9 protein-coding genes are annotated in these 14,856 nt (G+C 65.9%); 4 read left to right on the top strand and 5 right to left on the bottom strand.

The features are described 5' to 3' along the window. Position 1 precedes the first annotated feature (1 nt). The gene (locus G7Y82_RS06020) at positions 2-1,183 is read left to right on the top strand and encodes a lipid-transfer protein (RefSeq protein WP_168147091.1); all 1,182 of its coding nucleotides are present in this window, start codon (positions 2-4) and stop codon (positions 1,181-1,183) included. Between the two features lie 57 nt (positions 1,184-1,240). Here G7Y82_RS06020 and G7Y82_RS06025 read toward each other — a convergent pair whose 3' ends face one another. After that, positions 1,241-3,946 (bottom strand): winged helix-turn-helix domain-containing protein, encoded by a 2,706-nt coding sequence (locus G7Y82_RS06025; RefSeq protein WP_168147092.1) that lies wholly within the window; start codon positions 3,944-3,946, stop codon positions 1,241-1,243. Between the two features lie 183 nt (positions 3,947-4,129). Between G7Y82_RS06025 and queA the strand changes: the two genes are divergently transcribed. Then, complete coding sequence (gene queA, locus G7Y82_RS06030; protein WP_168147093.1) at positions 4,130-5,173, top strand: tRNA preQ1(34) S-adenosylmethionine ribosyltransferase-isomerase QueA; 1,044 nt, start codon at positions 4,130-4,132, stop codon at positions 5,171-5,173. On the opposite strand, the gene G7Y82_RS06035 is transcribed toward queA, so the two are convergent. Then, on the bottom strand, positions 5,163-5,777 hold the full coding sequence (locus G7Y82_RS06035; protein WP_168147094.1) for a DUF2937 family protein: 615 nt from the start codon (positions 5,775-5,777) through the stop codon (positions 5,163-5,165). The genes queA and G7Y82_RS06035 overlap by 11 nt on opposite strands. A 1,075-nt stretch (positions 5,778-6,852) precedes the next feature. On the opposite strand from G7Y82_RS06035, the gene tgt reads away from it, so the two are divergent. After that, a complete protein-coding gene (gene tgt / locus G7Y82_RS06040) occupies positions 6,853-8,061 on the top strand; it encodes a tRNA guanosine(34) transglycosylase Tgt (RefSeq protein ID WP_168147095.1) in 1,209 nt (402 codons plus the stop codon). A 482-nt stretch (positions 8,062-8,543) separates the two neighbouring features. On the opposite strand, the gene G7Y82_RS06045 is transcribed toward tgt, so the two are convergent. Both G7Y82_RS06045 and ggpS read right to left on the bottom strand, forming a co-directional pair. Then, positions 8,544-9,800, bottom strand: a complete 1,257-nt coding sequence (locus G7Y82_RS06045; RefSeq protein ID WP_240954120.1) for an MFS transporter — start codon at positions 9,798-9,800, stop codon at positions 8,544-8,546. Between the two features lie 699 nt (positions 9,801-10,499). Then, positions 10,500-12,749, bottom strand: a complete 2,250-nt coding sequence (gene ggpS / locus G7Y82_RS06050; protein ID WP_168147096.1) for a glucosylglycerol-phosphate synthase — start codon at positions 12,747-12,749, stop codon at positions 10,500-10,502. Between the two features lie 415 nt (positions 12,750-13,164). On the opposite strand from ggpS, the gene ypfJ reads away from it, so the two are divergent. After that, positions 13,165-14,004: a KPN_02809 family neutral zinc metallopeptidase gene (gene ypfJ / locus G7Y82_RS06055; RefSeq protein WP_168147097.1), complete on the top strand. Its 840-nt coding sequence runs from the start codon at positions 13,165-13,167 to the stop codon at positions 14,002-14,004. A gap of 562 nt (positions 14,005-14,566) precedes the next feature. On the opposite strand, the gene G7Y82_RS06060 is transcribed toward ypfJ, so the two are convergent. Continuing rightward, positions 14,567-14,854: a GIY-YIG nuclease family protein gene (locus G7Y82_RS06060; protein ID WP_168147098.1), complete on the bottom strand. Its 288-nt coding sequence runs from the start codon at positions 14,852-14,854 to the stop codon at positions 14,567-14,569. Between the last annotated feature and the right edge of the window lie 2 nt (positions 14,855-14,856).

Consider the following 14,856-nt stretch of genomic DNA (forward strand, 5'->3'; position numbering starts at 1 on the left):
CATGAAACGTCCCGTTCACGTCATCGGCGTCGGCATGACGCCGTTCGTCAAGCCCGGCACCAGCCCGGATTATCCGCAGATGGCGCGCGTCGCCGGCCGCACGGCGCTGGGTGATGCCGGCATTGCCTACGACGACATCGAGCAGGTCTACGCGGGCTATGTCTATGGCGATTCCACGAGCGGCCAGCGCGCCGTTTACGAACTCGGCCTGAGCGGCGTGCCGGTCATCAACGTCAACAACAATTGTTCGACGGGATCGAGTGCGCTCTATCTTGCACGCCAGGCGATCGAGGGGGGACTCGCCGAATGCGTGCTGGCGATCGGTTTCGAGAAGATGGAGCGCGGTGCGCTTGGCGAGAAATATGCCGATCGCGAAGCGCCTCTGGGGCGGCACATGGCGACCATGCATGCGACACAGGCGCCGTCGACCGCGCCGATGGTCGCGCAGATGTTCGGCGGTGCCGGCCGCGAATACCGCGAGCGTTATGGCGCCAGCCGCGAGACGTTCGCCAAGATCACCGTCAAGGCGCGTCGCCACGCGCGTCACAACCCGAACGCGCTGTTCCGCACACCGCTCGATGTTGAAGCGGTCATGGCGTCGGAGACGATCTACGATCCGCTGACGCGCCTGCAGTGCTGTCCGCCGACCTGCGGCGCTGCTGCGGCCGTCCTCTGCTCCGACGATTTTCTGCGACGCCTGCGCGACGCGCGCCCGGTGACGATCGCCGCACAGGCGATGACGACCGATTATCCGAGCACCTTCGAACCCCCCTCGATGATGCGCATGGTCGGCAGCGAGCTGACGCGCGCGGCGGCGCGGCAGGTCTATGAAGCGGCCGGCATCGGCCCCGACGACATCGACGTCGTCGAGCTGCACGATTGCTTCACGGCCAACGAGATCATCAGTTACGAAGGTCTGGGGCTGTGCGGCGAGGGCGAGGCGGAGCGCTACGTCGCCGACGACGACAACACCTACGGCGGCCGCTGCGTCGTCAACCCGTCAGGCGGCCTGCTGTCGAAAGGCCATCCGCTCGGTGCGACCGGACTGGCGCAATGTGCCGAGCTGGTCTGGCAGTTGCGCGGCGAAGCCGGGCCGCGGCAGGTCGATGGCGCGCGCGTGGCCCTGCAGCACAATCTGGGACTGGGCGGCGCCTGCGTCGTCACCTTGTACCGTCGCGACTGAGCGCGGGACGTGCCGCTCGCCGCCGCACGCCGAAACGCTCGGCGTGCGGGATCGCGCTCAGCGTAGCAGCGCCATCTGCCGTGCGGCGTTGATGGCCTGCAGCCGGCTGCTGACGGCGAGCTTGGAATAGATGTTCTTGAGGTGGAATTTGACCGTGTTCTCGGACACGAAGATGCGCCGCGCCATCTCCTTGTCGGAGACGCCGTTGGCGAGATAGACGAGAATTTCCTTCTCTCGATCGGTCAGCGGTTCCAGCGGTTGGAAGCTGCCGATCGCCGGCGCGGCCCGCGCCGGATCCGCGGCGTGGCCGGCCGCTGCCAACAACCGCGAGACGAACTCCTGCAGCGGTTGCAGCAAGGGGTCATCGACCGCCTCGCGGCTCAGCGCCGCGTGCTCTTCCTTGAGCATCGGCAGCAGGGTAGCGCCCTCGTCGAGCACCAGCCGGACGAAGTTCTCCGGCGCCGCGAGCTGCAACGCGCGGCGCAGGCTGCGGCGCGCGGTGTTGTCGCTGCCGCGGCGCTGCAGGGCCAGCGCTTCCAGCAGCAACAGCTTGATCAGACGGTACTGCCGCCGCTGCTTGTGCGCCAGCGCGATCTCGTCGGCGAGCTTCGGCAGCGCAAGCTCGGTCTGCCCGGCGTGCACGGCGAGGCGCAAGTGGCCGATGGTGTCGCCGTCGACGGCTTCGGAAAAGATCATCCAGCCGTCCGGCAGCGAGAACTCCGGCTGCTTGGGAATGCGGCTGGCCAGCGCCTGCGCACGCTCGCTTTCGCCGGAGAGCAGTGCGCGGCGCACCCGCTCCCAGGCGACGATGCGCAGCAGGCGCGGCCAGCCGGCGCTGTGCGCAAGCTGCTCGGCTTCGCTGAGCACCTCGTCGGCCCGATTGCCGCGGCCGCGCGCGTCCTGGATGCGGCTCATCGCGACGTAGCAGAGCGCCAGGAAGTCGAGCAGTACCGCGTCGGCGATGACATCGTGGAACTGCAGGAACATCGACTCGGCGAGGTCGAGTTCGTCGCATTCGTAGAGTGCGTGCACATAGCAGGCGGCGAGCGAAGCGGCGGCAAACGACTTGTCGAGGTCGAGCTGCTGTTCGGAAAGTCCGGTGCGATACAGCGCCAGCGCGTCGATCAGGCGTCCCTGCATCAACAGGCTGATGCCGTGCACGGCGACCGAATAGCCGCCGCTGAATGCGGCGTCGCCACGGCGGTTGTAGGCCTGCGCCAGCTGCAGCATGTCGCGCTCGGCGTCGAAGTCGCCGGCCGCCATCGAGCGGTAGCCGACGAGGTTGGCGGCCGCGCCGAGTTCGAATGCGCGAAAGCCTTCCGGTTTGGCATCGCGAATCTCGACCGACTGCACGATGTCGAAAGCGAGCGGAACATCGTCGACGACCATGGCCAGCATCGAGCGGACGACACTGGCATCGACGCCCTGCGACGTGGCGGCTTCCAGTGTCGGCATCAGCGGTCGCAGCTTGTGATGACGGCGCAGGAAGACGAGGGCCCAGGCGATCTTCACCGCCAGTGCCGGCCGCCGTGCGATCTCGTCGAGCGGCAAGGCATCCGACCAGCGCTCGACGGTGGCCAGATTGGCATCGGCGATCAGGCGATCGATCCAGGTGCTCATGATGTCGCCGGCCAGCGCGTAATCGCGCGCGGCGATCGCGTGATGAACGGCGTCCTCGTGCATGCCATGCCGGTGGAACCAGTCGGCGGCGCGATGGTGCACGGTCTCGAGCAGTTCGGGTTCTTCGATGCGCGTCTGCTCGGCGAGAAACGACGAGAACAGCGTGTGATATTTGAACCAGCTCAGGTCCGAGTCCAGACAGCGCAGGAACAGGCCCGAGCGTTCGAGGAACAGCAGGATGCTCTGCGAATCCTGCCAGCCGGTGACGTGATCGCACAGGCCGGCCGAGAGGCGCGTCAGCACCGAGGTCTGGCGCAGGAACTGCTGGATGCGCGGCGGCTGCAGGGTCAGGACGTTGTCGGCCAGATATTCGGCCAGCTCACGGGGCTTCGGGGCCACGGCCTCGTTGAGCGTGCGGCGCACCGATGGACTGGACAGGCTGAGCCGGAACAGCTGCAGTGCAGCCGGCCAGCCCTCGGTCTGGCGGTAGATCGCATCGAGTTCCTGACGATTGACGCCGAGGTCCTGCGCCTGGTGAAAGAACTGCTCGGCCTCGCTCGGCGAGAAGCGCAGATCGTCGGCGCGCAGCACCAGCGCCTGATTGTTGACGACGAGCCGCGCCAGGCCGATTTCCGGCAATGCGCGAGAGCCGATGAAAACGGTGACGTTATCGGGCAGGCGGTCGAGCAGTTCGCGGAACACCGCGAGCACGTTGCGATGGCTCAGCGTCTGGAATTCGTCGAGAAACAGATGGACCGGAGTGTCGAAGCGTGCCAGACGGCTGGCGGCCCAATCGGCGAGCCGCCGCCGGCCACTGCTGTCGCCTTCGTCACTCGCGACATCCTGGCGCCCCAGCGATTCGATCAGCGCCTGCAGGTGGCCGCTGAACCGGCGCATGTCGTTGTCCGCTTCATCGAAGCTCAGCCACGCACCGGTCGCAGCATGGCTCTCGCCGGCGGTCTTGGCTTGCTGCAGCAGCGTCGATTTGCCGTGGCCGGCGGGTGCCTGGACGACGACGACCGCGTATGGCGGCGAGCGGAACATGCGCTCGAGCAGATGGTCGCGTTGAATGACGCCCGGGTAGGCGGGCGGCGCGAAAAACTTGTGCGTGAACACTTCGCTTGGATGTGCGTTTGCATCCATGTCTTCGGCTACTCCCCCAATCGCCGAAAATCGTTTTGTTGAATATAGCGTAGTGAGGCGGACTCAGTGTTTCTGTAGGACGGCGACCATGCTGCGCTGCTGCTATGCAGCACGCCCTGTGGCCCGCTGCGATCATCGCGCTGGCATCTGCGACAATAGGCCGCCGCTTATTCCTGTCCCGCCATGCGCCGCACTGATTTTCGCTACGAGCTGCCACCCGAATTGATCGCGCAACATCCGAACGCGCAGCGCTCGGCCAGCCGGTTGCTGCACATCGGCGCGGGGCTCGACGATCGGCGCATCGTCGATTTGCCGCAGCTGCTGGCCCCGGGCGATCTGGTGATCTTCAACGATACGCGCGTGATTCCGGCGCGAATCTTCGGGCGCAAGCCCACCGGCGGACAGGTCGAGATCTTCGTCGAGCGTGTGCTCGACGATCGCGAGCTGCTGGCGCAGCTCGGCGTCAGCAAGAAGCCGAAGGCCGGTAGCGTGATCGAGGTCGGCAATGACCGGCTGACGATGCTCGATCGCGACGACGATCTGTTCCATCTGCGCTACGAGGGCGACGACGGCGTGCTCGCGTTCCTCGAGCGCGCCGGACGTCTGCCGTTGCCGCCGTACATCGAGCACAGTCCCGATGCGGTCGATGCCGAGCGCTATCAGACGGTATTCGCCCGCGAGCCGGGTGCGGTCGCCGCGCCGACGGCCGGCCTGCATTTCGACCAGCCGCTGCTCGACGCGCTGAAGGCTCGCGGGATCGATACCGGCACGCTGACGCTGCACGTCGGCGCCGGAACCTTTCAGCCGGTGCGGGTCGACGATCTGTCCGAGCATCGCATGCACGGCGAGCGCTATGCGATCGATGCGAACCTGTGCACGCAGATCGAGGCGGCGCGGGCGCGCGGCGGTCGTGTCGTCGCGGTCGGCACGACGGTGACGCGCGCGCTCGAAGCCGCCGCTGTCGCCCAGGATCGCGAAGGCACCCTGGCGCCGATGCGCGGCGACACGCAGCTGTTCATCACGCCGGGCTACCGCTTCCGCGTGATCGACCGGTTGCTGACGAATTTCCATCTGCCGGAGAGCACGCTGCTGATGCTGGTCAGCGCCTACGGTGGCTACGAACGGATGATGGCGGCCTACCGCCACGCGGTCGAACAGCGCTATCGCTTCTTCAGCTATGGCGACGCCATGCTGATCGAGCCGGCGCCGGGCGTCGTCAGAGGGTAGGCGCCTTGCGTTCGGCCGGCGGCTTCGGCGTCGGCTTGTAGGTCTTCGGTGGTGCTGGTGGCGCGGCCGGTGCCGGTTTGGCCGCGGCAGGCATTGATGATCGCCGATTGCGGCGGCGCCAGAGACTGAACGGCCAGCGCAGCAGATTGAACAGGCCGCTGAACAGCACCGCGCCGACCAAGCCACACAACAGCGCATCGAACGACAGCGGCAGGCCGGGCTGGAAGCTCGCCCAGGCGGCGCGCGCGATGTCGGCATCGAGGTGGCCGGCCAGATAGACGAGACGCCGTGCTAGCGTTTCGTGCTCGAGGATCTGCAGGCCGTTGCGCATCTCCAGTTCATGCGCGCGGTCGCGCTGCAGCTTGTCGCCGATATCGTGAATGCCCGCCGCCGGTGCGGCGTGCAGGTCGGCGATCAGTTTGTCGATGTCGCCACCGTAGTGCTCGTCGGCGTTGCGCTGGTATTCGGCCATGCTGTCGACCAGCGCCTGGTGATAGCCGCCGTAGCGTTGCGTGTACGCGTCGACGAACTGCGGCAGCTGCATCGCCAGCGCGAAGCCGGCAGCGAACAGCAGGCGGTCGATCAAGCCCAGCAGCATTCTCATGGCGTGAAATCTCGGCGGGACGGCGGCAGCGTGCCGGCGTTCGGGGCAGATACGCAAGTCCAGCACGGTGTTCCTGAATCGCGGCTGTTGGGGCCCTTGGGGCACGGCGCCCGCGGGTGCCGACGAAGGGGCGGCATCGAAGCGCGCGCCTGAAGGATCGGCGGTCCGCCGCAGCGACATCGCGATCTGCAGGCACCCCACCTCACCCAACCCTCTGCGCCCCGCTGGCGGAGCGGGCTTTGATGGTGCGGTTGGTGCAAATGTGCTTTTGCTCCCCACCGCCCGCGTGCGGGGGGAGGGGCTGGGGGAGGTGGGCGCCGGAAGGCGTCACTGTTTCTTCCAGCCGCATCCGGAACGTCACGCCCCCACCTCACCCAACCCTCTCCGCCCCGCTGGCGGAGAGGGCTTTGATGGTGCAGTTGACGCAAATGTGCTTTTGCTCCCCTCCGCCCGCGTGCGGGGGGAGGGGGTGGGGGAGGTGGGTGCCGGAAGGCGTCACTGTTTCTTCCAGCAGCATCCGGGACATCACGCACCCCACCTCACCCAACCCTCTCCGCCCCGCTGGCGGAGAGGGCTTTGATGGCGCGGTTGACGCAAATGTGCTTTGACTCCCCTCCGCCCGTTTGCGGAGGGAGGGGCTGGGGGAGTGGGCGCTGGAAAGCGTCACCTTTTCTTGCAGCCGCATCCGGAACGTCACGCACCCCACCTCACCCAACCCTCTCCGCCCCGCCGGCGGAGAGGGCTTCGATGGTGCAGTTGGTGCAAATGTGCTTTTGCTCCCCTCCGCCCGCGTGCGGGGGGAGGGGCTGGGGGAGGTGGGCGCCGGAAGGCGTCACTGTTTCTTCCAGCCGCATCCGGAGCGTCGCGCCCCCACCTCACCCAACCTTGTCCGCCCAGCTGGCGGCGAGGGCTTTGATGGGGCAAGGGGCACGATCTTGCTTTTATTCCCCTCTGTATGCAGCGCAAGTACGTCGCAGCGCGCACGCCTTGTCCGGCGGCCGGACGCCGGTCGTGGATCGCGGCGGCGGTGGCGTGGGACAATACGCGACGCTCCCTGATCGACGATGTCTGCCTCGTGAAGTTCGAATTGCTCAAACAGGACGGCGGCGCCCGCCGCGGTCGCCTGACCTTTGCCCGCGGCGTCGTCGAGACGCCCATCTTCATGCCGGTCGGCACCTACGGCACGGTCAAGAGCGTGACGCCGGAGGAGCTGCGTGAGGTGCACAGCCGCATCATCCTGGGCAACACCTTTCACTTGATGCTGCGGCCGGGCGAACAGTTGATCCAGCAGCAGTTCGGCAGCCTGCATGGCTTCATGCGCTGGGACGGACCGATCCTCACCGATTCCGGCGGCTTCCAGGTCTGGAGCCTGTCCGGCCTGCGCAAGATCACCGAGGAGGGCGTGAAGTTCGCGTCGCCGATCAATGGTGACCGCATCTTCCTGTCGCCGGAACGTTCGATCGAAGTCCAACACGGCCTCGGCTCGGACATCATCATGCAGTTCGACGAGTGCACGCCGTATCCGGCGACCGAGCCGCAGGCGCGCAAGTCGATGGAACTGTCGGCGCGCTGGGCGGCGCGCTGCAAGACGCGTCATCAGGAATTGTCGGCCGAGCGCGCGACCCTGCCGGTGCTGCAGCGCTTCGGCGAAGGCGATCCCGCGGTGCTGGGCAGCGGCGCGCTGTTCGGTATCGTCCAGGGCGGCATGCATAGCGAGTTGCGGCGTGAGTCCTTGCAGCGCCTGCGCGACATCGGTTTCGACGGTTATGCCATCGGCGGACTGTCGGTCGGCGAGCCGGAAGATGAGCGCATCAAGGTGCTCGACGCGATCGGCGGCGAACTGCCGGCTGATCGCCCGCACTACCTGATGGGAGTCGGCACGCCGCGTGATCTGGTGCAGGGCGTGGCGCGTGGCATCGACATGTTCGACTGCGTGATGCCGACGCGCAATGCGCGTAACGGCCACCTGTTCACCAGCGAAGGCGTGGTCAAGCTGCGCAACGCCAAGTACCGCGACGATCCGCGGCCGCTCGACCCGATCTGCGACTGTTACACCTGCCGCAACTACTCGCGTGCGTATCTGCATCACCTCGACCGCTGCGACGAAATGCTCGGGCCACGGCTCAACACCATCCACAATCTGCATTACTACCTGAAGCTGACCGAGCGCATCCGCGCCGCGATCAACGATGGCCGTTACGCGGCATTCGCCGAGGCGTTCCTCGCATCGCCGGAAGGCGCGCCGGCGAAGTCGAAGACGGCGGCGCCGGTCGCAGCTCCCTGAACCGGCGCCGCACCTACGAAATACGGAACCGGTTTTCTGGCAGGTTCCAGCGTTTCCGTTCATGTGGCGCATCGAGGCACGCCCGTACTCTGCAGCTTCAGGGACCCTTCGATACACCGCCTACGGCGGTACTCAGGACAGGCCCTTCGATACACCGCCTACGGCGGCACTCAGGACAGGCCCTTCGATACACCGGCCTGGCGGCCGGCACTCAGGGCGAACGGCAAAAGCGGGACTCTCGAAGTTTTCCCATGCCGTTCATGCCGAGTGCCGCGCGTAGCGCGGTGTATCGAGGCACGCAGCGTCTCGGAGCGGGGCGAGTCACGTGGAAGTGCAGAGACCCCTCGATACGATCGCTGGCGCGATCACTCGGGGCGAACGGCGGGTGATTGTTGTGGCGCCTCCCATCTTCTCGTTCATGCCGAGTGCCGCGCATCTCGCGGCGTATCGAGGCACGCACCAGGTTTGTGCCGCTCTAGTCGCTACAGCGTGCGCCCGCCCTGTTCGACCGGCGGTTCTTCGTCGTCTTCCAGCATGTGCTCGGCCTCCGGCGTCGTGCGCAGCATGGCCTGGAAGGTCGCAGTGGCGGCCGGCGCTTCCGGCGAGGTCGACAGCCGCCATAACGCGTAAGCGGCCAGCGCGCCGAGCACGACGGCGAAGTGCACGAACAAGGCGCGCGGCCCCAGGTGGCTCATCACGACGCCGGCGACTGCCGGGCCGATGGCGGCGCCGACGCCGTTGAGCAGCAGCAGGCTGCTCGAACTTTGCTGGATTTCTTCGCGGGTCAGGCGGTCGTTGGTCAGCGCGATGCTGATCGGATAGATCGCGAACGCCATGCCGCCGAACGCAAACATGACCAGTAACAACAGTGGCTGCCAGAGCGCTCCGAAGATGGCGCCAGCCAGTGCTGCCATCGCCGCGCCGGCCGTGATCGTGAACAGCACGCGGCGCCGATCGAGGCTGCCATCGGACCAGCGACCGATCGGCCACTGCAGCAGCGCGCCGCCGACGATGGTGACCGACATGAAGTGGGCGACGCCGGCCTCGGCATAGCCGAAGCGTTGCGCGGCCGCGGCGCCCAGCCCCCAGAACGCGCCGAGCGCCAGTCCGGACCCGAACGCGCCGGCAATGCCGACCGGCGCCTTGCGATACAGCGCCTGCAGGCTCAGACGCGGCGTGTGCACCGGGAGCGGCTGAGCGATCGACGTCAGTGCCACCGGCACCAACGACAGCGACAGCAGGATGGCGACGATGCCGAACAGCTGAAAGCCGGAGACGGGGTAGAGCGCCAGCAGGAACTGGCCGACCGTCAGCGCCGAGAAGTTGACGACCATGTAGCTCGCGAACACGCGGCTGCGCTGCTCCGGCGCGGCCTGGGTGTTGAGCCAGCTTTCGACGACCGTGTACAGGCCGACCATGCAGGCGCCGGTGATGACGCGCAGTGCGCCCCAGGCCAGCGGTGAGACGAACAGCGAATGAATGACGGCCGTGCTGGAAGCGAGTGCGGCGAAGATCGCAAACGCGCGGATGTGGCCGACGCGCTGGATGATGCGCGGGTTGATGTACGTGCCGACCAGGTAGCCGACGAAGTAGCACGACATCACCAGGCCGAGCACGTTCGGGGCAAAGCCCTCGAGTCCGCCACGCACGGCGAGCAGGGTGCTGAACAGTCCGGTGCCGGTCAGCAGAAAGGCGACGCCGAGCAGCAGGGAAGACAGGGAAAACAGGTGCGCGATCATGGCGTGCAAGTCTGCCCGCTTTCTTGCGTCAGCGCCTGAATGGCGAGGCGTATCGAGCACGGACTGCAGGAGCAGCGCCACGACCGTCGGCGCTCGCGGGCGAGGGCAGGGGGAGGTGGGAGCCGGAAGGCGTCACGATTCCTTCCAGCCGCATCCGGAACTTCACGCACCCCACCTCACCCAACCTCTCCGCCCCGCTGGCGGAGAGGGCTTTGATGGTGCAGTGGGCACGAACGTGCCTTGCCCCCTCCGCCCGCTTGCGGGGGGAGGGGCTGGGGAGGTGGGCGCTGGAAAGCGTCATCTTTTCTTGCAGTCGCATCCGGAACTTCACGCACCCCACCTTACCCAACCCTCTCCGCCCCGCTGGCGTAGAGGGCTTTGATGGTGCAGTGGGCACGAACGTGCCTTGCCCCCTCCGCCCGCTTGCGGGGGGAGGGGCTGGGGGAGGTGGGCGCTGGAAAGCGTCACCTTTTCTTCCAGCCGCATCCGGAACTTCACACACCCCACCTCACCCAATCCTCTCCGCCCCGCTGGCAGAGAGGGCTTCGATGGCGCCATGGGCGCGCATGCTTTCACTCCCCTCCGCCCGCTTGCGGGGGGAGGGGCCGGGGGAGGCGGGTGCCGGAAGGCGGCGCGAGCCGGGACGGCTGCCCCGAGCGTTCGACGGTCGCGGCTTGCGCCGCGCCGACGGAAATATGCTCAGGCCGAGACGGCGGTTTCGGTTGGCTGGTGCTGCATGACCGCGTCGAGGAAGTCCTCGCCCCAGCGACGGTTGTCGTAGTGGCGAACGATGTCGAACAGCTGGCGCAGACGCGCCTCGGCTTCGGCCTGGCCGATGTTGAGGCCGACGTAGCACCCGTTCTTCAAGTCTTCGATGTCGTGCGGGTTGGTCAGGATTGCGCCCTTGAGCTCGGCGGCGGCGCCGGCGAATTCCGACAGCACCAACACCCCGCGTCCGCCGGATAGACCCTGTGCGACGACGTACTCCTTGGCCACCAGATTGAGGCCGTCACGCAGCGGCGTGATCCACATCAGATCGGCCATCGCGTAGTAGGCGACGACTTCGTGAAACGGCAGGGCACGGGCGAAGAACTGCACCGGCGTCCAGCCGACACGCGAAAAGCGGCCGTTGATGCGGCCCACCGCTTCCTCGATCTGCCGCGACAGCTGGCGGTAGACCGTCATCTCCTTGGCCGCCGGCACGCAGACCGTGATCAAGGTGACCTTGCCGACCAGTTCCGGGTATTCGTCGAGCAGCTGTTCGTAGGCCAGCAGCTTTTCCAGCGTGCCCTTGGTGTAGTCGAGTCGCTCGATCGACAGGATCAGGCGCTGGCCCTTGAGTGACGCACGCAGTTCCGCCATGCGCTTCTGTACATCAGGCTTGCCCAGCGCCTCCGAGACGCGGCCGAGATCCATGCCGACCGGATGCGCCCCGAGACGGATGTGATGCTCGCCGACGGCGATTTCGGTGACGTAGTTCTCGATGCCGACGGCGCAGCCGTAGGTCACGAAGCGCGGTGCCGAGCTTTGCTGGTCGACAATCTTGACCGGCGCCGCGCCGCGTACCACGTCGACGAAGTTCTCGACCTGACGCGGAATGTGGAAGCCGATGTAGTCGCACTGCAACAGGCTGCCGATGATGGCGCGGCGCCACGGTACGACGTTGAAGACGTCGGCCGACGGGAAATAGGTGTGATGAAAGAACGCAATCTTCAGGTCCGGCCGCAGTTCACGCAGGTAGGCCGGCACCATCCACAGGTTGTAGTCGTGAATCCAGACGATTGCGCCTTCGGCTGCTTCGGTCGCGGTGCGTTCGGCAAACGCGCGATTGACGCGGCAGAAGATCTGCCAGTGATCCTCGCGGAAGCGTGCCCGCTCCCAGAACGTATGCAGCATCGGCCAGAACGCTTCCTTGGAGAAGTGCCGGTAGAAGACGTCGACGTCCTGCTTGGTCAGCGGTACGCGAGCCGCGGTCAGGCGCGGATAGCGCTTGAGGTCGACCGGCGTGTTCATCTCGAACGGACCGCGCTTGGGGTCGTCGACGGCCCAGGCGACCCAGGCACCCCGGCGCCCGTCGCCGAAGAAGCTCAACAGCGTCGGCAGGATGCCGTTCGGCGAGGTCGGCGCGCGGCGGATGAGCTTGCCGTTTTCGACGAACTCCTCGTAGGGCAGGCGGTGATAGACGATGACCAGGTCCGACTTGCCGGTTTCCTGCGCGGGATTGGCGTGCGCGTCGATGCCGACTGTGCCGAGGAAGCCGAAATGCGTGATGGCCTCGAGAATGCCGCCGCAGCCCGGGGTCTCGGCGTGCAGCACGCGGGTGTCGCCACGTGTGGCGTCGAGCAGTGCGCGCTCGGATTCGCCGACGCAGACGCCCTTGAAGTGCTGCTGGAACATCGCCAGATCGTTGAGCGTGTCGCCGGCCACCAGCACGCGCTCGGGGTCGATGTCGAGCGTCGCCACCAGTCTGGCAAGGGTTGCGCCCTTGTTGACGCCGCGCGGCAGGATGTCCAGGTACAGGCCGGCCGAGTAGAGCAGGTCACACCCCAGGCCGTCGACAGCGGCCTTCAGTGCGTCGCTGACGTCATGTTCGCCGCAATAGAACGAATAGCGACGTTCCTGAGGGACGTCCTGGCGCTGCAGGTCGAATTGCTCGAGCGCGGCGGCGATCGCGGGGTCGCCCGGCCATTTTTCGACGATTTCGGACTGTAACGGCTGGATCGGCTGCAGGGTGTGGGCATCGACGACCGTGGCGCCAACGTCGCAGATGATGAAATCGGGCGTTGGAATCGCCGGATCGGAAAGCAGCGGCAGCACTGATTCGAGGCCACGGCCGGTGACGAAAACGAGACGAATGTCCGGGTGCCGGCTAACAAGCTGATAAAGGCGCTGGCGGTCCTCAGGATTGCCGCCGAGGAAAGTGCCATCGAGATCAGTGGCAAGCAACATGCGCTTTCTTCCTTTGAGTCTGGTGGATTGAGCGCCGGAACAACGGCACAAGAGTAGGTATTCTCTCAGAATTCACGTATTTCATCAAATAACCATCCAGAACGGTCGGTTTTTCGCGCTTTTTTGAATTCAAAATGAGAAATTTATTTCATTTAAAAATCATCTGCTTAACGTGATAAACGTTAATAATCAATGATGAATTTGAGTGGGATAGTCCAGTGCCCCGTAAATGAAATGAGTGCCGACATGCCTGAAACGGTGCGAATCCTGCGATCGAGACGCCGTCACCCTCCCGATTGCAGCATGCCACGGCCGCTTGGCTACGACATGAACGGCGCTGACGGGCATCGATCGCTTGCGGTGTCGCCGTTGCTCGGCGACGATGCCGGCCGACCCATTCCCCGGAAGAGCAGGCATGAAGTGGCGCGAAGCGCGGCGCAGCGACAACGTTGTGGGCGGCCGCCGTGGCGGCGGCGGGATCAAACTCGGCATCGGCGGTATTGCCATCGTCATCGTGTTGGGGCTGTTGTTTGGCAAAGACCCGCTGCAGATGCTCGGCGTGATTCAGCAGCTCGAGCAACCTGCTTCATCGCAAGGGCCCGCGGCTGACGACGAGACCACCGATTTCGTGCGCGCCATCCTCGGCGAGACCGAAGACGTCTGGACCGCCGTGCTCGATCGTGCGGGCGTGCGCTATGTGCCTCCCAAGCTGGTGCTGTTCTCCGGCCGCGTGCAGACCGCCTGCGGCGGCGCCAGCTCGGCGACCGGGCCGTTCTATTGCCCCAGCGACCAGCAGGTTTATCTGGATACGAGCTTCTTCGACGAGATGAAGGCCAGGCTCGGCGGCGGCGGCGACTTTGCGTACGCCTACGTGATTGCCCATGAGATCGGCCATCACGTGCAGAACCTCACCGGCGTATTCAAGCGCGCCCAGTCGGAACAGGCGCGCGGTGTGCCAATGAACGGAGCTACCGGCCTGTCGGTGCGCGAGGAACTGCAGGCCGATTGCTATGCCGGGGTCTGGGCCAACCGCGCCGAGGCACGCCATAAATGGCTGGAGCGCGGCGACATCGAGCAAGCCCTCAGCACCGCGACTGCGATCGGTGACGATCGCCTGCAGCAACAGGCGCAGGGCGAAGTCGTACCGGATTCGTTCACGCACGGCACGTCCGAGCAGCGCGTGCGCTGGTTCAAGCGTGGCTTCGCGACCGGCGAAATCGGGCAGTGCGATACGTTTTCCGCCAAGACGCTTTGAGAGTGGTTTGAGGGGCGTCCAGCATCCCGCTCTTCTCGAATGCAGCGCGTCGTGAGGTGTCTCCAGACGCGAACGAGTCTTTCGTCGCTGCAGGTGCGGAGATCCTTCGATACACCAGGCCTTCGGCCTGGCACTCAGGGCGAACGGCAAAGGCGGAGGCTTGAGGTTTTTCAGCCCGTTGATGCCGAGTGCCGTGCGGTAGCGCGGTGTATCGAGGCACGCGCGCGGTTTCCGCAAGGCGCTCAAATTAGCGGTAAGTGCAGAAACCCTTCGATACACCAAGCCTGCGGCTTGGCACTCAGGGCGAACGGCGGGGGTGGGGGCTTGAGGGTTTTCAGCCCGTTGATGCCGAGTGCCGCGCGTGGCGCGGTATACCGAGGCACGCGCGCGGTTTCCGGAAGGCGCTCAAATTAGCGGCAGGTGCGGAGACCCTTCGATACGCCAAGCCTGCGGCTTGGCACCCAGGGCGAACGGCGGAGCGGGGGTGTTGAGGTTTCCCCAAACCGTTCATGCCGAGTGCCGCGCGGTAGCGCGGTGTATCGAGGCACGCGCGACTGTCAGATCAGCGGCAGCTGAAGTCCTTGCGAGCCGCAGCTTTCAACAGATTCCAGTCCCCGGCAATCAATGCTTCCTTCTTGCGCCGGCTCCAGCGCTTGATTTGTCGTTCCGCGGCGAGGGCTTCCTCGCGGCTCGGCAGTTCCTGTGAAAATACCAGCGTCACCGGTCGTCGCATGGTCGTGTAGCCGGGGGTCGTCCCCTGCTCGTGTTCGGCCAGGCGCCGCGGCAGATCATCCGTGTGCCCCGCGTAGTACGCGCCGTCCGCGCATCGCAGCAGGTACACGTAAAACATGT

The organism is Solimonas marina (assembly GCF_012241385.1).
GTDB classification, from domain to species: domain Bacteria; phylum Pseudomonadota; class Gammaproteobacteria; order Nevskiales; family Nevskiaceae; genus Solimonas; species Solimonas marina.